This is a genomic window from Xanthomonas sp. D-36-1 (genome assembly GCF_017746155.1).
Taxonomy (GTDB): domain Bacteria; phylum Pseudomonadota; class Gammaproteobacteria; order Xanthomonadales; family Xanthomonadaceae; genus Xanthomonas; species Xanthomonas cissicola.
Genome location: NZ_JAGHWR010000018.1, coordinates 74,676 through 93,322 on the forward strand (window position 1 = coordinate 74,676; position 18,647 = coordinate 93,322).

Annotated in this window: 11 protein-coding genes and 1 other RNA gene; 5 read left to right on the top strand and 7 right to left on the bottom strand. The window is 64.0% G+C overall.

What is annotated here, in order from left to right:
• Nucleotides 1-91: 91 nt before the first annotated feature.
• The 4 genes from J7367_RS05510 to J7367_RS05525 all read left to right on the top strand — a co-directional run bounded on the left by J7367_RS05510 (nucleotide 92) and on the right by J7367_RS05525 (nucleotide 6,994).
• A complete protein-coding gene (locus J7367_RS05510) occupies nucleotides 92-1,726 on the top strand; it encodes a carboxylesterase family protein (protein WP_057658413.1) in 1,635 nt (544 codons plus the stop codon).
• Nucleotides 1,727-1,781: 55 nt separating this feature from the next.
• Nucleotides 1,782-2,636: an aldo/keto reductase gene (locus J7367_RS05515; protein ID WP_057658484.1), complete on the top strand. Its 855-nt coding sequence runs from the start codon at nucleotides 1,782-1,784 to the stop codon at nucleotides 2,634-2,636.
• Nucleotides 2,637-2,839: 203 nt separating this feature from the next.
• Nucleotides 2,840-4,948, top strand: a complete 2,109-nt coding sequence (locus tag J7367_RS05520; RefSeq protein ID WP_057658415.1) for a catalase — start codon at nucleotides 2,840-2,842, stop codon at nucleotides 4,946-4,948.
• A gap of 807 nt (nucleotides 4,949-5,755) precedes the next feature.
• The gene (locus J7367_RS05525) at nucleotides 5,756-6,994 is read left to right on the top strand and encodes a hypothetical protein (protein WP_057658486.1); all 1,239 of its coding nucleotides are present in this window, start codon (nucleotides 5,756-5,758) and stop codon (nucleotides 6,992-6,994) included.
• 334 nt (nucleotides 6,995-7,328) lie between these two features.
• Here J7367_RS05525 and xopP read toward each other — a convergent pair whose 3' ends face one another.
• The 3 genes from xopP to J7367_RS05540 form a co-directional block, all read right to left on the bottom strand.
• Nucleotides 7,329-9,473, bottom strand: a complete 2,145-nt coding sequence (xopP, locus tag J7367_RS05530) for a type III secretion system effector XopP (RefSeq protein WP_057658417.1) — start codon at nucleotides 9,471-9,473, stop codon at nucleotides 7,329-7,331.
• A 730-nt stretch (nucleotides 9,474-10,203) separates the two neighbouring features.
• On the bottom strand, nucleotides 10,204-10,929 hold the full coding sequence (locus J7367_RS05535) for an AraC family transcriptional regulator (protein WP_007962846.1): 726 nt from the start codon (nucleotides 10,927-10,929) through the stop codon (nucleotides 10,204-10,206).
• Nucleotides 10,930-11,060: 131 nt separating this feature from the next.
• Complete coding sequence (locus J7367_RS05540) at nucleotides 11,061-11,522, bottom strand: hypothetical protein (protein ID WP_057658419.1); 462 nt, start codon at nucleotides 11,520-11,522, stop codon at nucleotides 11,061-11,063.
• Nucleotides 11,523-11,840: 318 nt separating this feature from the next.
• Here J7367_RS05540 and J7367_RS05545 point away from each other — a divergent pair, with 318 nt between their 5' ends.
• Nucleotides 11,841-12,248: a hypothetical protein gene (locus tag J7367_RS05545; RefSeq protein ID WP_211115976.1), complete on the top strand. Its 408-nt coding sequence runs from the start codon at nucleotides 11,841-11,843 to the stop codon at nucleotides 12,246-12,248.
• A gap of 242 nt (nucleotides 12,249-12,490) precedes the next feature.
• On the opposite strand, the gene J7367_RS05550 is transcribed toward J7367_RS05545, so the two are convergent.
• From J7367_RS05550 to J7367_RS05565, 4 genes are all read right to left on the bottom strand, one after another.
• Nucleotides 12,491-14,632 (bottom strand): S9 family peptidase, encoded by a 2,142-nt coding sequence (locus tag J7367_RS05550; RefSeq protein WP_343124452.1) that lies wholly within the window; start codon nucleotides 14,630-14,632, stop codon nucleotides 12,491-12,493.
• Nucleotides 14,633-14,767: 135 nt separating this feature from the next.
• A non-coding RNA gene (locus J7367_RS05555) (sX9 sRNA) lies at nucleotides 14,768-14,844 on the bottom strand.
• Nucleotides 14,845-14,905: 61 nt separating this feature from the next.
• Complete coding sequence (locus tag J7367_RS05560; protein ID WP_057658424.1) at nucleotides 14,906-15,751, bottom strand: transporter; 846 nt, start codon at nucleotides 15,749-15,751, stop codon at nucleotides 14,906-14,908.
• A gap of 702 nt (nucleotides 15,752-16,453) precedes the next feature.
• Nucleotides 16,454-18,424: an oligopeptide transporter, OPT family gene (locus tag J7367_RS05565; protein ID WP_057658426.1), complete on the bottom strand. Its 1,971-nt coding sequence runs from the start codon at nucleotides 18,422-18,424 to the stop codon at nucleotides 16,454-16,456.
• Between the last annotated feature and the right edge of the window lie 223 nt (nucleotides 18,425-18,647).

Genomic DNA, 18,647 nt, shown 5'->3' on the forward strand with positions numbered 1-18,647 from the left:
ACATCCCAGCGCACTAGCCGGCCGTTTTCCTGGCCTACACGTGCCATCGGGATGATGACGGACGCTTTCATCCCACAGCAGACCCTGGCGCATGCGTGAACTGAACTCCCTTGGTGCTTTTCTGGTGGCAGCCTGCCTGCTGGTTGGCTGCGCACCGCGCCGTCCCGGCGAGGTGCCGGCGCTGGTGCACGCGCCTGATGCGCGTGCCGAGGTGGTGCAGACAACGGCCGGCCCGGTGCGCGGTGTGGCCGGTGCACAGGGTCGGGCATTCCTGGGGGTGCCGTTCGCAGCACCGCCGGTGGGCGCGCTGCGCTTTCGTGCACCGCAACTGCCGACCGCATGGACCCAGGTTCGCGATGCCACCCAGGCCGGCCCGGCTTGTCTGCCACGCTATCGCGTCGGGCAGAAGCACGTGTCCGAAGATTGCCTCACGCTCAATGTCTACGCACCGCCCGGCCCCGCACCGGCGCATCCACGCGCGGTGATGGTGTGGATCTATGGCGGCGCGCTGGAACTGGGCAGCAATGTCGACTACGACCTGAGCGCGTTGGCTGCGCGCGAGGATGTGATTGTGGTGGCAGCCAACTATCGGCTGGGCGTATTCGGTTTCTACGCGCATCCAGGCCTGCGTGGCGAAGGCGAAGGCGCCTATGCATTGCTCGACCAGCAGGCGGCCTTGCGCTGGGTGCAAGGCAATATCGCCGCGTTCGGCGGCGATGCGCACAACGTCACCGTGTTCGGCGAATCGGCCGGTGCGTGGAGCATCTGTTATCAGCTCGCTTCGCCCGGCGCGGCGGGGCTGTTTCAACGCGCCATCCTGCAAAGCGGCAGCTGCCTGGCGAGCGATTCCAGCGTGCCGCAGCGCGAGGCAGAAAATGGCGGCGTGCGTATGGCACAAAGCCTGGGCTGCGCGCACGCGCGCGATGTGGCCGCATGCCTGCGCGCACTGCCGGCCGACACGCTGGCCGATGCAGCACCACAACGCCGCGGCCTGACCGGCAGCGATGCGTGGGCGCCGATGTCCGGTGGCCAGGCCTTGCCGCTGCCACCGGCCGCTGCAATCGCCAGCGGCCGGCATGCGCAGGTGCCGGTACTGATGGGCACCAATCGCGACGAAGGGCGCCTGTTTGCGCAACTGCTGTCCTATATCGGCAAGCTCAACCTGCGCAGCGGCTATGAAGCGCGCGTGCAACGCATGCATGCCTCGCCTGTCCCGGTCCTGAGGCAATACGCAGCCGTTGCCGCACAATCGCGCTGGGAGGCGTTCGCCGACATCGTGACCGATGGTGGCTTCGCCTGCCCCACACGCCGGCTGGGACGGGCCTTGCGCACGCATGCGCCGGTGTATGCCTACGAGTTCGACGACCCGCACGCGCCGTACGGTCTGTTACGCCTGCCGTTTTCGCCTGCATTGGGCGCTTTCCATGCCTCTGAACTGGTATATCTGTTTCAGCGCCCGTGGGTGCTCAGTGGCACGCCGCAGTTCAGTCCGGCGCAGCAGGCGTTCGCCAATACGATGCAGGATTACTGGGGTGCCTTCGCACGCACTGGCGACCCCAACGGCGGCGGGCGCCCGCCGTGGTCGCGTTTTGACGGCGACACGCCGCTGACGCTGTCGCCGCACGGGATCGGCGCAACGCCCGACTTCGTGCAGCGTCATCGTTGTGCGTTTTGGGATGCGCGTGCAGACACTGCGACAACATCGGGGCAGCCATCGTCGCAGTGACAAGGCCACCGATGTAATGGCCATCACCCTCATTCCAGCGCGGCAGGAACCCATCATGTCCGAATCGTCTTCCCCTTCCTGCGCGCAGGTGCGCCTGCGTAACGGGCGTCGCGTGCCCGCGTTGGGCCTGGGCTCCTGGAACCTGGGCCAGGGCCGGCATGCGCCCAAGCAGGAAATCGAAGCGCTGCAACTCGGGCAGCAATTGGGCATGCAGCTGATCGACACCCCCGAGATGTATGGCAATGGCCGCTCGGAGCAATTGATCAGCCAGGCCATCGGCCGCGCGCAACCGCCCTACGTGGTGTCCAAGGTGTTGCCCGGCAATGCCAGCGCACGGGGGATTGCGCATGCCTGCGAAGCCAGCCTGCAACGGCTGGGCGTGCGCACGCTGGACCTGTACCTGCTGCACTGGCGCGGTGGCAGCAACCTGGCCGTGGTGGTGGACGCATTCGAAGCGCTGCGTGACGCCGGCAAGATCCGCGATTGGGGCGTGTCGAACTTCGACATCGATGACATGGAGGAGCTCTGGGCAATCGATGGCGGCTCGCATTGCCTGGTCAACCAGGTGCTGTACCACGCTGGCAGCCGCGGCATCGAATTCGACCTGTTGCCGTGGTGCGCCGCGCACGAGGTAGCCGTGATGGCGTATTCGCCGCTTGGTAGCCGCGCGTTGCTGGAGCATCCGGTCTTGCACGCCATCGGCGAGCGTCGTGGCGTTGCGGCCACTGCGGTGGCGCTTGCGTGGGCCATCCGCAGCGGCAATGTCATCGCCATTCCCGAATCCGGAACGCCGGCGCATGTGCGTGCCAATGCCGCTGCCTGCACGCTGCAATTGCACGCAGACGATCTTGCCGAAATCGATCGCGCCTTCGCGCCGCCTACGCGCAAACAGCCTCTCGATCTGCTCTGACACCCAGCATGGTCGCGTCCGCTTGGTTGCGCATCTGCCCGGCAGCGCACGTGGCGTGATCGATGCGACATGCGATTGCGACATCGCGCAATGTTGGTGCGCATGTGAGTTTTCGTTCGCAAGCAGACACATGCAATTAACAGCGCCGCTCCCAGGCTTTATTGCTCAGCCCGCATCCCAAGCCAGCCTACAGTGGAGTTCCCATGGCCAAGTCCCCCAGCAAATCCGCGCAGCTCCCTGCCCTCGCACCTGCCAGCGCCACCGTCGATGTGTCGCGCGGTACTGGCGATGAGTTGCACCAGAAGGCCGGCGGCACCCACCCGCAGCTGACCACCAACCAGGGCATTCCGGTAGGTGACAACCAGAACTCGCTGCGCGCCACGCCGCGCGGCCCGACGTTGCTGGAAGATTTCATCCTGCGCGAAAAGATCACCCACTTCGATCACGAACGCATTCCCGAGCGCATCGTGCATGCGCGCGGCAGTGCCGCACACGGCTATTTCGAGCTCACCAAGTCGTTGAGCCAGTACACCACCGCCAAGATCTTCACCGAGGTTGGCGAAAAAACCCCGTTGTTCACCCGTTTTTCCACTGTCGCAGGCGGTGCCGGCTCGGTGGATACGCCGCGCGATGTGCGCGGGTTCGCGGTGAAGTTCTACACCAAGGAAGGCAGCTGGGATCTGGTCGGCAACAACATCCCGGTGTTCTTCATCCAGGATGCGATGAAGTTCCCGGACCTGATTCATGCGGTGAAGATGGAACCGGACCGTGGCTTCCCGCAGGCTGCCAGCGCGCATGACACGTTCTGGGATTTCATTTCGCTGACACCCGAATCGATGCACATGGTGATGTGGGCGATGAGCGATCGCACCATCCCGCGCTCGCTCCGCATGATCGAAGGTTTCGGCATCCACAGCTTCCGGTTCCTCAATGACAAGGGCGAAAGCACCTTCGTCAAGTTCCATTGGCGCCCCAAGCTGGGGCTGCAATCGACCATCTGGGACGAGGCGGTCAAGATCGCCGGCGCCGATCAGGATTTCCACCGCCGCGACCTGTTCGAAGCGATCCAGAATGGCGATTTCCCCGAATGGGAACTCGGCGTGCAGTTGTTTACCCAAGCGCAGGCAGAAACCTTCCCCTTCGATCATCTGGATTCGACCAAGGTCATTCCCGAAGAGCTGGTGCCGTTGCAAATCGTCGGCCGCATGGTGCTCGACCGCTGGCCGGACAACTTCTTTGCCGAAACCGAACAGGTTGCCTACTGCCCGGCCAACATCGTGCCCGGCATCGACTTCAGCAACGACCCGCTGCTGCAGGGCCGCCTGTTTTCTTATCTGGACACGCAGCTGAGTCGCCTGGGCGGGCCGAACTTCCATCAGATTCCGATCAACACGCCCAAGTGCCCGTTCGCCAACAACCAGCGCGACGGCCACATGCAGATGGGTGTGCCGAAGGGCCGCGTCGCCTATGAGCCCAGCTCGCTGCAGGCCGATGCGCCGCGCGAAGCGCTGCGTGGCTTCCCCAGCCATGCAACCCCGGCCGAAGAAGGCGCCAAGGGCCGCGTGCGTGCAGAGAGCTTTGCCGATCATTACAGCCAGGCGCGCCTATTCTTCCGCAGCCAGACCGCACCGGAACAGGCGCATATCGCCTCGGCATTGGTGTTCGAACTGTCGAAGGTGGAAACCGCCCATGTGCGCGAGGCGATCGTGGGCCACCTACGCCACATCGACCAGGAGCTGGCGCAGCGTGTGGCCGATGGCATGGGCATGACCGCCCTGCCGCCAGCACCGCCTGCTGCAGTGGCGCCGATCGACATGCCGCTCTCGCCCGCCCTGCAGGTCATCGGCAAGATGAAGGACACCCTGAAAGGGCGCACGGTGGGCATCCTGATTCACGATGGCTCGGACGCAGCGGCGATCAAAGCCGTACGCAAGGCGGCCGAAGCTGCGGGCGCGACGGTCAAGATCGTTGCGCCAAAGCTCGGCGGCGCCAAGCTCAACGACGGCAAGCAGTTGGCCGCCGACGGGCAGCTGGCGGGGACGCCCTCGGTGGTATTCGACGCGGTGGCGGTGCTGCTGTCCTCGGAAGCGGCCAAGCTGCTGACACGCGAATCGGCGGCACTGGATTTCGTGAGTTTTGCCTGGGCGCACCTGAAGGCCATCGCGTTCGACGAAGGCGCGCAGTCGTTGTTGAAGGCCGGCAACGTCGGCAAGGACGCGGGCGTCGTTCCCGCCGCCGATACCAAGGCATTCATTGCCGCAGCAAAAACCCGCCAGTGGGCACGCGAGCCGAAGGTGCGCATGCTGGCGTAACCGCTCCCAGGGAGGGTCCGATCACCCGGTTGAAAACCGAGGGGCGCCACATCGGCCGCGCTGCCGGCCCCACGCCACTCGGTTTTGCCGCTGCCGCGCGTTTGCGGGGTAGCGGCGGGTGACGCCGCCCATTCCCACGACAGGGATCGGTTGTTTCGCTTCAGCCACAGCTTCGATCGCGCAAGCAGCATGCGCATCTATGCGATGTTCGTTACCAAGCCGCGATAGCACCCTGACGCGAGCGACGTTTACATGCCGCTCGCGTTCCAGGTCATGTGGGTAGGCGTCGATGATGACGCCCGGTCGATATTCGCTTACCGGATGACGATTACGCCAAGCCGCGTTGCTCGGGATTGGCCGCATTGCAGAATGCGCCGCTAGTCACTGGAGCACGGTATGGAATCTCGTATCACCCCGACCTCTGGCGCAGCAAGCTTGCCGCGTCCTGCAGCCGATGACGCGGCGTTACCACGCAGCCCGGCGACCGCCGACGATCGGCATCACGGCACTGATGCCCGATTGGCTGGACTGACGTCCCGCCGCAGCGTGGCGCGGGCCAGCGCAGCCACCGCGCTCGATGGCGTAACGCCGGACGCCGCGTGCAGCAAAAGCAGACGTGCGCCTGCCTCGGCTCCAGTCGCAAACCGGCCGGATGGGCCTCTATTCTCGATCATTCGGCCTATCGCGTTTCTAGCAACCAGGGCCGACATTGGCGGCCATCGCCGCGCAATGAGCCTGTCCGGAAGCGCTGTTGTCTTTTCGCGCTCCAAGGCGACGTTGGGAGGCAGCGATGTCGGCATGGTCGGGATGCTCGATGGCCAGGAACATCTTGTCAAAACCGGAATCTCGCGAAGCCTGCTAGGGCAGGCAGTGGAATGTTGCGCGAAGGGGCAAGGCGCGGAGGCCAACAAGCGCTTGGGCTACATCGTCGGCTCGGCAGCCAGGCTGCTTGAAGGCACCCTGGACAAAGAGGCCACGCAACAATGGCTGACACTGGCCTTCCATGCCTTTCTCGATACCGAGGCAGGGAAGACATTGACGGAAAAGACCAAGACCGGTGCGTTGGACATCGACGATGTCTGCGAGATTCACGACAGCCTGGTTGCCGCTGATCCTCGATTACGCAATCCGCTTGGCATCCCTGCCTTATTTGACGTCATCAACGTCGCGGCCGCACAGGACTTGGTCAATGCGCTGCAGGAACACCATCTTTCGCGGCAAAATATTCCGGACTCATCACTGCTGACACTGCCCAACAACGCCTTGATCGCCTCGCGGATCATTCATGATGCAGAGCCGCTGGATACATTCCTGACCAAGGCGTTTCTGCCGCCTGACGTTTCGCTTGCGCAGGCCAAGCAAGCCGCTTTGCGTGTCAAAAGAGCCACCGCCGGCAGCGATGCGCAGGTAAATGAACTGGCCGCAGACCACGCGCTGCTTGCGCGAATCAACGATCCGGTCAATCTTCGTTCGGGCAAACAGGCATTGATCGATACGCTGCGCAACAGCGGTCTGGACGGGCTGTTCGCCTCGCTGCTGGCCAGGCTGACCCTGGGCGAAGCGTCTGATCTCGGTCCTGACAATATGCTGGTCATTCCCGGAGAAGATGCACGCCACAAGGTCATCAGTATTGATGTGACCGGCTTTCGCTACGACCGGGAGAAGGATACGCCGGCAAATTCGCAGGAGCCGCTTCGGTATGGTTGGGGAGACGTCATCCAGAACCCGACACGGGCGCTGCAGGTGCTGCTTGATGCAAGCGTGATGAGCGGTCGTTACGCCAAAGGCCTGGATGGCGTCCATGCCATGGTCATCGAGGCCATCCGCGAGGCGCTTGCCTGGCAAGCCACGCCTGAGGTGGAGATGGTCAAGCAGTGGTACGCCGCGCTCGATGTGGGTTCCGCCACGTCCTCCTTGCGCTCGTTGGGCGATCAATTGAAAGGCATGTCTGCCGCGGGTTGGATGCCGGATGCCGCGCTGGTAAGCCAGGTGCTGGCACGCAATTGCTCGTTCCTCAGCAACGTGGTTCAAAAATCCCGGAAATGACGGCTGCGACCAGCGCGTGTTACGGACTGCAAGTGCGCGATACCGGTACTGCCCACCGCGAAGGTCTTGGATAAAACACGCCTCCCTCGCCGCGCGCCAACGCCTGCGCGTGCACTGGCTCAGGCGTTTGACACCGGCTTTCTTCCTGCAAGGCGTTGGCAGGCAGAGAGACCCGAGCTCCCTGCGCGCCGAATCGCTTCTATCAGATGCTCACCGTTTTCAGGTCCCTGTCTGGCCTGCTGCAACTGGCCACTCACATTGAGTGATCCGTGCAGCGCTGAGGGCGCCCGTTTCGAGATCTTCTTCCGTGATGAGGACGGACCGAGCGCCGTGATTATTGTTGCCCACCAGAGCCGAGCGCCCAAAGCTGGCCAAGCAGCTTGGAGCCGATGGTTGCCCGGTGCACCTTGGCCTCGGTATTTCCCAGGGCGCGCATCATCTCTTCCCAGCGCGGGCCCAGGTTCACCTCCCTCTGCGTCTTCAGGTGGACGGCGGCCAAGTCCCTATAGTGGAGCGCGCGCAGCCCAGCGGGCGTTACCGGTTGTTCGGTATGTACGTGGACGAACCAGGGCGCAGGAATGTCACCATTCGACTGCGGCGCGTGCTCGATACGCACTTCGAATAGCCTGCCACGGTCGCCACGGTCGCCCTCCGAGGGACGGCGGTTCGGGGCTGTGACGCGTGCCAGTCCATGCATCGCCAACAGGCGCTCCAGATGCGGCGCACGTGGTTGCGGATCGGTCTTGAGCGCATCGGCTTCGCGCCGTTCGAACTCGTGCTCGATCCTCTGGAGAAGACGCAGACGCGTATCGAGTTGTGCGATGCGCCCGTCTCCTGCACGGAGCTTGCTTTTGAGCTGCAGCAGACGCTCACTCGATCCGAACCAGCCCTGCATGGAGGTTCTGGCAAAATCGAAGGCCGTCGCCGCGTCATGTCGGGAGTCGCCGATCAGGCGCTCCACGTCGGTGGTGTCCTTGCCGAGGCGCCTGGCGAGCGCGATGAAATCTCCTCCCAGTTCTGCCACTGGCAACGACTCCAGGGGAGCGGCTCTCAGTGCCTCGTCGGCCTGTTTTTGCGCTGCGCTGCGCGCATCAATCGCCTGCGGCGTTGGCACTGCCGCCGAGCTGGAAGCAGCAGGCGTGCGCTTGCGCGCCTTGCGTGACCTGCTCGATTTGCCTGCTGTCGTTGTCGGCACGCTTGGTGTGATCGACGCCGGTGTTTGCTCGGGTGAAGCCGCTGCTGCGCCAATCAGCTGTCTGTCCTGGACGGCGAACTGGCACATATCAACAATCGCCTGGCGTTGGTCGGTAAGTGCCTGCGCAAGATCGAGCATCGTTGGCCATAGATGATCTCTGGCATGCCCCCCGTCTTCGATGAGCGCGGCGGCATCCATACACAGTTGCATCGCCGCACGGCCACGCAGCTCGGCGTATTCGACGAGCACTTCCTTGTATATGGCCAGCATCTGCGGCGTCAGTGAGTGCTCGGTTGAGGACAGGCGTTCGACATGAACCTGGATCACATGATTGAGCGCTTCGCCCACCTCAGCGTGGTGAAGGCTGTCGACTTCTTCGAGTTCCCTCAGTCCGTCAAGCACCTCGGGCAGGCCGCAATCGCAGGCCTCATCGGCAAGTCTCCTTGAATGTATTTCGACGAGTATTCCGCGGACCGTCTGCATCCGCTCATGGCACGATCCCATCATCGCCCTGACGACCGGGAGATGGTCCTTGAGCGAGTCGCGTGGACCCTGGCCCGTCATCGGCGATTTGATGCGCTGGCAAACCTCCTCCATCGCTGCAAGGGCATTCAGAAGATGAGCGCGCAGCGCAAGCCATGATTGCGGTTGTTGCAAACGGATGGCGTCAGGGGAAAACACCACCATCTCCACCCTTTGGGTCCGCACATGGCCCAATTCGGTGGCCACTTTCTGATCGATCATCTCCTTGCATGAGTCGTGGTGCAGGCACGCGGCGGCTGCGAGATGGGTCACCAAGAAATTCTCGTGTTCTTCGATATTGTCGACCGGCATGCATTTTTGAATATCTAGCTCGGCCAGCGCCTGCAAGCCTTGTCGAGCCGATTCGATCGCGGACGTTCCCGACCGGAGTCTTGCTTCCAGGGCTCTGATATCCGTTGGTTGTGTCGGCACTACGTTTTGCACCAGGTTGTTGAAGCGGGTCAGCCTGGACGAGGCCTTTTTCAATACCTCCAAAGGATCTGGCCCTTGCGAAACTGGCGTCGCGGCAAAGAGCGCCGTCATGACGTCCTGTGCGTTGGTAGACGATGCCGCTGGGAGATTGGCTCTGGAGGCTCGGCCCAGCCGCCGCGGCCTGATGGAAAGCCCGCCGAGTTGCGCTGAGGGCGCCGCACTGTCGGCAGACGTGCTCGCGGCTGATCCTGAGCCCGATGGAGTCGGTGCAGCTTGAATCAATTGCGCGGGATCCGGCGCGGCCTGCTTGGTCGATTCAATCTTAGGCACGGTGCATCCTCCGATATTGCCATTCAATTTGCTCGCACACAGCGTTCTAAGTCCCCAGTCCCCGGAATGTGCGTGGGACGTGGGTGATGCCGTACACCAGGCCTTGCCAGCCAGCAGCGATGCGTGTCGCCAATGCGTCGCGCAGTAATCGCGTTACCTGGGCCATGGCGCTCGATCCGCCTGCGTTGTCGTGCTGCATGCTGCAGTGCCTGCGTCGCTCGCTGCCGGCTCCGCCCGGCATGTTGGATCACGCAATTCCGCCATGACGTGTGCAGCGAAATCCGTATTACCGGTTCACCGCAAGAAGCCCGACCCACTCATGTCGATGTGCGTGACGTCGCTGCTTTAGTAAACCACCGAATGCCGCGCTGTTGGCATGCCGCGCGAATGCTTGGTGACCGATACGAAGACGGCCCGGCTGCACACGCCGTTATTCAAGGACCAGGCAAGGCGATCAAGGCATTTCCCAATACCTTGGGCACCTATCAAGGCCCGTTACCACGCCCGACGCCCTTTGGAGCGTCTATGCACTTTGAGGTGAGTGCGAAACGACCTGTGACGCGTCGAGACAAGGTGCGCGCTACGGCCCAGGCGGTCCCCCTGGGCAAGGCGCGCAACGCGGCATCGGCGCGTCACAGGGCGCTTGTTTGAGAAACACCTCATCAGGCAGTTCAAGAGAATTCAGGCGCAACCCACGTCTTGCGCATGCACGTTGAGATCGCCCCGCCCTCTACACTGCTTCGGTTGGAAACTGCTGCGCATTCGCCAACGCACGATAGTCGCGTGGCGTCATGCCCACCGCTTGCTTGAATTGCCGCGCGAACGCGCTTTGATCACTGAAGCCGCAAGCGTGGCCGATTTCGGTGAGGCTCTTGTTTCCGTGCAGCAGATGCATCGCCATCTGCAGCCGCAGCTTGGCCAATACTTGCTGCGGCGTGAGCTGGAATACCTTGCGGAACGAGCGTTGCAGCTTGGACATGGAAAACCCGGTGATCTCCACCAGAGCCTGCATGCGCACGTTCTGCGCGTAATTGGCGTTGAGATACGCCAGCGCAAGTCGCAGCTTTTCGTATTGCGATTCGTGGCCATCCTGCGGGCCCAGATCGCGCGAGATGCCGATGATGCCCTGCACCTTGCCGTTCACCACCAACGGCCGCTTGCAGGTCAGGCACCAGCCAGGCTCACGGTTGGCGAACAGGTGCAGCTCCAGCAGGTTGTCGATCACCTCGCCGGCCAGCACCTGCTCGTCCTGATTGGCGTAGTTGGCGCCCAGGCCACTGGGATAGACCTCGGCCACACGCTTGCCGATCAGGTCCTTGCGCGACTTCAGCCCCAGCCGCCGCAGCATGGTCTGGTTGACGTGGGTGTAGCGGCCCTCGCGATCCTTGACGAAGAACAACACGTCCGGCACGGCATCGAACAAGGCTTCAAGATCGGCAGGATCGATGCTCTTCATGCGAAAGGGTTCATGCAGGGCAAGGTGCTCGAGACCGGGAAAGGCGCATCAAACCAGGGGCGCGATCGAGACAATCCGCCCCTGCCGCGCCATGATACCCCGCATGCGCGATCGGCCTGCGGCCAGGGGACTCAGCGCGAGTTGTTGCCTGCGTCCACTGCCGCCGGTGCAGGCTTGGCATCTCCCGCCGCAGCGGTCGGGTTACCGATGCGATCCAGCGGCACCTGTCGCGCACGCCAGCCCTGCACGACCGCCGCACCGGCCTGTGAGCCCACCTGCACGCGCAGGCGCGCGCTGCCGCCGGGCGCAACGAACTCGATCTCGCAGTCGCCAGCGGCCATGCAGCTATCGGCCGCAAGTGGGTCCACCAGCTGCCAGCCTTGCTCCATCATCGCCTGCGCAAACGCGCGATACCCCATGCCGGATTTCAGCACGGCCGGCAATGGCACGCTCGCGTCGCCGCCTTGCTCGGACGACGCAGGCAGCGCCACCGAAGCGCGCGCAGGCGCAACGGCCGGCCGCGACGCAGCGCCCAGAGCAGGACTGCAGATCAGAGCGATTGCCCACAATGCGGGGCGGAACGACGTGCGCATGCAAACGGTCCTTGCGGTCCTGGCAGGGAACTGGGAAGAGGAAGATGCGCTAGTTTGACATGCCCGTGATGTGCTGCGGCAATCGCATTTGGGATGCATTGGCCCGTGATCTGGACAGCGGCGTTGCAACCGGTTCACTCCAAGCGTGCTCATCCAGCGCGCAGCAATGGAGCTGACAACGCTGCAGATCACCATTCGCCGTCGCCATCCGTCATTGCAGCCAACGGCAGACTCATCGATACCAACGCGACCAGCGACTGCCCGGTCGCCATCGTCGCGAGCAAGCTGCATCATTGCGGTTTGCTCGCGGAGTCACCGATGGCCATGGCCAGCTCTTCAACCACGACCTCTTCAACCTATGCAGTCGGCCAGCTGTGGCGCTGCCGCGGGCGCAGTGCCGCCGAAACGCCGCTACTGCTGATCAACCAGATCGATACGCATCCGCAGGGCGGCCAGATCCTGCACGTGACCATCAGCGACATCCAGGTACGTCATGCGGGAATGCCCAACGGGACGTTGGACACGCTGCCGCACATTCCGGTCATTGCACAGACGCTGGAGCGCAGCGCTGCCGAATACGTCGGCGCCAGTGCACCCAATCAGGCGTATCTGCCCGGGTACGCCGAGTGGAAGGCGGCGTTCGACGCCGGGCGCGCCGGCTCGTTCGGGATTGCGGTGTCCGAGATTCTGGACATCGTGGAAGGCCAGCTGGCCAGGCGCGGCTAGCACTGCGCAGGTGTCAGGTGGGCATGGACTGCCAGGAAGAACTGCAGTGCACGCGCGGCAGATGCGACATGCAGTAACGGCAGCGTGCGTCTGGCAGTACGCGCAGTCGGCTCGCTAGCTACTCCAGGCGCAACAGTCAGGATGCGGTTGCCGAAACGGCGACGTCGACAGCGCCCATCGCCCAGAGAACGCATTCGCTCAGGCAACCGACACGCCGCGCCTGGCGGCGTGTCGGTCGCCCGTCACTGGCCGATATGCTGCTTCAGCCAGCTGTTGACGGTGTCATGCCACAATATGCTGTTATCCGGCTTGAGCACCCAGTGGTTCTCGTCGGGGAAATACAGGAACTTGGAATCGATGCCCTTGCGCTGCAGCGCGGTGAACGCAGCCAGGCCTTGTTCGACCGGAATGCGGAAATCCTGCTGACCGTGGATGACCAGCATCGGCACCTTCCACTTGTCTACATGCAGCACCGGGTTGAACTTCTCGTAGCCGGCCGGGTTCTGCCACGGCGTGCCGCCGTTTTCCCACTCGCTGAACCATAGTTCCTCGGTGGCATAGCCCATGGTGCGGTTGTCGAAGACGCCGTCGTGGTCGACCAGGCACTTCCATGGTTGATTCCAGTTGCCTGCCATCCAATAGACCATGTAGCCGCCGTAGCTGGCGCCCAATGCACAGGCCTTGTCGCCGTCGAGGAAGCCGTATTGCTTCTGCGCAGCGGCCCAGCCTTTTTGCAGATCTTCCAGCGGGCGGTCGCCCCAATGCTGGCTGATGGCGTCGGTGAATGCCTGGCCGTAGCCGGTGGAGCCGTGGAAATCGATCATCACCACCGCGTAGCCCTGGCCGGCGTAGGTCTGCGGATTCCAACGGTTGCTCCAGCCATTGCCAAAACTGCCCTGCGGGCCGCCGTGGATCAGGAACGCCACCGGGTAAGTCTTGCCTTCCTGGTAGTTGTACGGCTTGACCACGTAGCCATGCACGGTGTCGTTGTTCCAGCCCTTGAACTGGAACTGTTCGTAGTCGCCGAACTGCACCTCTGGCAGCAGTTCGCCGGCGCTCTGGCTGATCGCACGCAGGCCCTGGCCTTGCGCGTCGCTGACGAAGACCTGGTCGCCACTCTTGAGCGAGCTGCGCGTAAACGCCAGCGTATTGCCGGCCAGCGTCGGGGCGTGCACGCTGCCCTCGCCTACCAGCTTGGTGGCCTCGCCGCTGGCGATATCGATCTTGAACAGCGGATGCTCGCCGAGATCGTCGGCACTGGTGTACAGGCTGCTGCCGTCGGCGCTCGGCACGATTTCGCCGGCCGAGCGGTCCCACTTCGGCGCGATCTCGCGGGTCTTGCCGCTGGCCACATCCATCGCCATCAGGCCGAAGCGGTCGGCCTCGAAGCCCGGGCGCTTCATGGCGCGGTAGTACAGGGTCTTGCCGTCGGTGCTGAACACCGGGCCGGCATCCCAGGCCGGGGTGGCCGCGGTCAGGTTGACCGGCGCAGATTTGCCGCTCGCATCCAGGCGGTACAGATCGAAGTTGGTCTGCAACGACTCGTCGTTGCCGGTGGGCTTGCCGCCGGCCTTGGCGTTCTTCCCTGCTTCCGGGCCATGCGGCTGCGGAATGCGCACGCTGGCCACCACGCTGCTGCCGTCGGGCGACCAGGTGTAATCGTCGTTGCCACCGAACGGCTTGGACGGCGCGTCGCCGGCCAGCGTGGCGCTGATCGCCGATGCCCCGACCACTGCCTTCGCACCAGCCGCAGGCAACTCGGCCACGAACAAGGTATTGCGGCGACCATCGTTCCAGGTGTCCCAATGACGCACGAACAACTGGTCGTACACCACGCCGCTAGCCTTGTTGTTCTTGAGCTCGCCCAGCTTCTTCTTGGTGCAGCCCAGGTCCGAACCGCAGTCCTGGAACACGCCCGCGCTGAAGGCGATGCGCTTGCCGTCCGGCGAGAGCTTGTAGCTGTCCACGTCTACCGCAAATGCGGTGAGTTGCTGCGGGGTGCCGCCGGCCATCGGCTGCGCGTAGAGCTGCTGGCTGCCGGATTTGCTGCTGAGGAAGTACACCGTCTTGCCGTCCGGCGACAACGCCGGGCTGTTGACGTTCCATCCTTCCGGGGTGAGCCGCTTGGGCGGAGACAAATCGCGGGTGCGCAGATTGCGCACCCACAGGCTGGTGGCCGGCTTGCCATTGGCGGTCTTGGCCTGGCGCTTGGCGAACAGCACGCTGCTGCCATCGGGCGTGAGCGTGGGCGAGGACACCCGGTCCAGCGCCACCATGTCGCGCACATCGAAACCGCGCGCGGCGGCAAGGCTTGGCAGGGCAGCCAGCAGACACAGGGGCAATACGGCGTGACGCAGCTTCATCGAGCTCTCCGGCAACGGCAAAACGTCGATGGTAGGCGTTGCTGCGGCGCACGCGCAAAGGCAGGAGGTCATGCGTGCGCGACGTGATGCGCCGCGCACGCACGCGCCTGACCCATGCCGCCTGCACGCGGCACGGGCGTCTGGGCGCTTTGGAGCGACTAACAAAACGTAGCGAGCAGTCGTCAGGTGGGTGCGGACGGCGCACTCAGAACCGGAGTGTACGCGTGGTACATGCCGATTCCGAGCACAGGCCGCGCCCGCCTGGTGGCTGCGCAGTCGTTTTGTTAGCTGCTCTTAGAAGCGGTGCGACAGGCCTACGTAGACCTGCCTGTCGGGCGTGCGGTCGTTGAGGCCGAAATTGGCACCCACGTCCAGCTGCAATAGCGGATTGAGCAGATACGACGCCGCGATATCGGCCGAGTACTGCTCCGCGGTCCGTGCAGGGTCGCGGTTGATCGAGGACCACAGTTCCACCGCCATCGACAGCTTCGGTGTCAGCGGGCGCGCCAGATTGATCACGTTGACGATGGCGACATGCTTGCCGCTGCCATCGCTGTCGGCCAACCAATCCAGTTCCGGACCGAATGTCAGCGAGAAGCTGCTGGGCAGCGCAAAATTGATCGGCAATGCGACGCCGCCCTCCCATTCGTCGTTGCTCAATCCGGTGCGCGCGGTGGGTGCCTTGACGAAGGGCAGCAGCGCCACGCTGGCGGTGTCGCTCTCGTACACACGCGCCTTCATGCGCAGATAGAGATCGCCGCCGCCGCTCAGGCTGCTGCGCGCGCCGGTCGCGCGGTCGGTGGTCTTGACCTGTAGCTGCGGCGCCCAATTGAGCTGCAGATCGATGCGGTCGCTGATGCCGTACTTGAGCGTGGGATTGGTGAAGTACGCCGTCTCTGTGCGTGTGCCGGGCTGGCTGTCGCGCGTGTGATTGCCGATGTCGGTTTCCAGCTGACAGTTGCCAGCCGGTACGGTGCAGGTGGCATTGGCCTTGGTCGGCCGATCGGTGCAGAGCGCCGCTTCGGTCGCGTCTTGCGCCTGCGCCTGAACTGCGAGGCCGCTCAGCGCTGCAGTCACGATGATGGCGAGCAGCGATGTGGGTGTCTTGCGGGTGGACGAGCGCGAGGTGATGGTGGGCATTGCGGTGATTCCAGGGCAAAGCGCGGCACGGATCGCATGACCGTGCAACGTTGAAGAGTGGGATATGGTGCGTTACGACGCGCGGCAGGGTGCCGCTGCGCCTGGTCGGCGGCGCCGCAACTGCGTTTTTCAGGGCGGCGCCAAGGCGGTCGCGATGCGATGCACGCGCCCACTGTAGGGAAGTGCGCAGGCTTGCACTGCCAGATACTTGCCTGGCTTTGCGGGGTCATGCACAGCGTGAGCGCGCCACGTTCTACAGCGTGATGGGGATCAGATCAGTCCGGGCATGCAGCACTCAGGGCGCACCGTTGTGCGGAAGACGGCACGATAAGCAGCAGCGGCATAAAGTCGCTATGCATGGCAGCTGCGCAGGGCGTAAAGCCGGCGCAAAGACATTGAATGTCGATGGCGGTAGCTGATGGCTATGCAGGCATAAATGCCCTGCATGCGGTAATCCTGCACGGTTCGCATGCGGTGTGTCGGACGCAGTCGCAGCCATGCAATCGAAACGGCGAATCACCCTCCGTCTTACAGAGGACCTGGCGCCATTGCAGCGCTGGCATGTCTTCGCCGGGTAGAGACCGGCGGCCCAAACAGCTGTTTCCCGTTCCATCACATCTGTACTGGATCAAGCTGCGCACACAACCAGGCGCCGGCTTGCAGATGGCGCATGCTGGGCGCATGCGCCATCCGGCATCGCACTCAGGCGGCCTGTTCGCCGCGCTTGCCGATGCGATACAGCAGCCAGCCGACCAGGGCCAGAATCGCCAGGCCGATCCACTGGTTGAGCTGCAGCGCGGCGGGCAATGCCAGCACGTCGGCGCGACTGGACAGCACGATGGGCACCGCAATGGCGATGCCCATCAACGCCTCGCCGGTGATCAGGCCAGCGGCAAACAGCACGCCCGGGCGATGCACGCGGTCGCGGCCGTCTTCGTCGTCGGCACGGATGTTGTGGAAGCGCTCCACCAGATGCGCGATCAGGCCACCGAGGAAGATCGGCACCATCAATTCCAGCGGCAGATAGATGCCGATGGCCGCGGCCAGCACCGGTACACGGAAGCGCTTGCCGGTGGCCTTCAACCATTCGTCCAACGCGATGATGGCTGCACCCACGCCGGCACCGATCGCGATCATGCTCCACGGCAGCTGGCCGCCGAACAGGCCCTTGGCCACCGAAGCCATCAGCGTCGCCTGCGGCGCGCCCAGCGAGTTGGGATGCTGTGGCGTGGCTGGGCCGATGCCGTAGGCCTGGGCCAGCAGGTTCAGCACGGGCGCCATGATCAATGCGCACGAAAACGCGCCGATACCCAGCATCAGCTGCTGCTTCCACGGTGTGGCACCGACCAGATAACCGGCCTTGAGATCCTGCAGATTGTCCCCGCCCACCGCCGCCGCGCAGCACACCACCGCACCGATCATGATGGCGGCCACTGCGCCCAGCGGCGCAGCGCCGATGCCCACCGGCACCAGGCCGCTCTTGCCGAGCAGCAACACCAGCACCGCCGAGGCGAACAGGATGGTGGAGATGGTGATGCCCGACACCGGGTTGTTGGACGAACCGATCAGACCCGCCAGATAGCCCGAAACGGACACGAACAGGAAACCGGCCACGATCATGATGATGGTCATCGGGATCGACACATGCCACTGCTGCACGATGGCCTGATACAGGCACAGCAGCGGCAGCGTGCACAGCACCAGCGCCACCAGCATCCACTTCATCGGCAGATCGCGCTCGGTTTCTGCAACCACGCCGCCGCCACTCTTGCGCGCAGCGGAAAAGCCGCTCTTGACGCCGGAAAACAGCGATTTACGCAGCGAAAACAGGGTCCACACGCCACCGATCAACATCGCGCCGACACCGAGGTAGCGAATCTTCGCGCCCCAGATGCCGAACGCTGCATCGGCAGCCGACGCACCGACCAGGCTCTGCGCCAGGGCCGGGTCCGAGCCCATGAAGAATTGCTGATACAGCGGGATGGCGATGTGCCAGGACAGGATCGAGCCGGACAGCACCACGATGCCCACATTCAACCCGACGATGTAGCCCACGCCCAGCAGCGCCGGCGACAGGTTGGTGCCGATATAGCCCACCAGCCGGCTGCTGCCCAGGTAGGTGGCCTGCGCCCAGGTGTCGGGAATCACGCGCAGGCCGCTGGCCGCAGCCAGCTTGACCAGCGCACCGATGGCGCCGGAGATGGCAAGAATCTTCAGGCCTGGGCCGGGGTTTTCGCCGGCCTTGAGCACTTCGGCCGCCGCCTTGCCTTCGGGGAACGGCAGCGGGTCTTCGACGATCATCGAGCGCCGCAGCGGCACCGAGAACAACACGCCCAACAGGCCCCCCATACCGGCGATGCCGAGCACCCACCAGTACTTGAAGTCCGGCCAGTAGCCCATGATCACCAGCGCGGGGATGGTGAAGATCACTCCGGCTGCGATCGACGAGCCGGCCGACGCACCGGTCTGGACGATGTTGTTTTCCAGAATGGTGCCACCGCCCAACAGGCGCAGCACGCCCATCGACACGACGGCTGCCGGGATGGCGGTGGCGATGGTCAGACCGGCGAACAGGCCGAGGTAGGCATTGGCGGCCGAAAGCACCACCGCCAGCACGATGGCCAGCGCCACGGCACGGAAGGTGAGCTGGCGCGGCTGCGCGTCGTGGCTCATTGGGCATTCCCCTGTAGGCAAAAAATCCCTGCAACGCTAGCGCCTGCGCCCATCCGCGTCCAGCTGCGGCGCGGCGTGACAGTGTGCGCGCTGTGGCGGGTGGGCTTCACAGGGGCGACCCGACGCACGCGCTGCTGCCTGGGTTGCAATCTGCCAAGCGCGGCGGTATCCGGCGCGTTGCTCTTGAGGACGCGGGCACGTTTCGAAGCACGTTCGCGCCAGC

Bases quoted from the DNA above. Each gene is read 5' to 3' on its own strand.
- J7367_RS05560 (WP_057658424.1), bottom strand. From the start codon at position 15,751: ATGCCCACCATCACCTCGCGCTCGTCCACCCGCAAGACACCCACATCG.
- J7367_RS05535 (WP_007962846.1), bottom strand. From the start codon at position 10,929: ATGAAGAGCATCGATCCTGCCGATCTTGAAGCCTTGTTCGATGCCGTG.
- J7367_RS05565 (WP_057658426.1), bottom strand. From the start codon at position 18,424: ATGAGCCACGACGCGCAGCCGCGCCAGCTCACCTTCCGTGCCGTGGCG.
- J7367_RS05515 (WP_057658484.1), top strand. From the start codon at position 1,782: ATGTCCGAATCGTCTTCCCCTTCCTGCGCGCAGGTGCGCCTGCGTAAC.
- J7367_RS05520 (WP_057658415.1), top strand. From the start codon at position 2,840: ATGGCCAAGTCCCCCAGCAAATCCGCGCAGCTCCCTGCCCTCGCACCT.
- J7367_RS05525 (WP_057658486.1), top strand. From the start codon at position 5,756: ATGCTCGATGGCCAGGAACATCTTGTCAAAACCGGAATCTCGCGAAGC.
- J7367_RS05540 (WP_057658419.1), bottom strand. From the start codon at position 11,522: ATGCGCACGTCGTTCCGCCCCGCATTGTGGGCAATCGCTCTGATCTGC.
- J7367_RS05510 (WP_057658413.1), top strand. From the start codon at position 92: ATGCGTGAACTGAACTCCCTTGGTGCTTTTCTGGTGGCAGCCTGCCTG.
- J7367_RS05545 (WP_211115976.1), top strand. From the start codon at position 11,841: ATGGCCATGGCCAGCTCTTCAACCACGACCTCTTCAACCTATGCAGTC.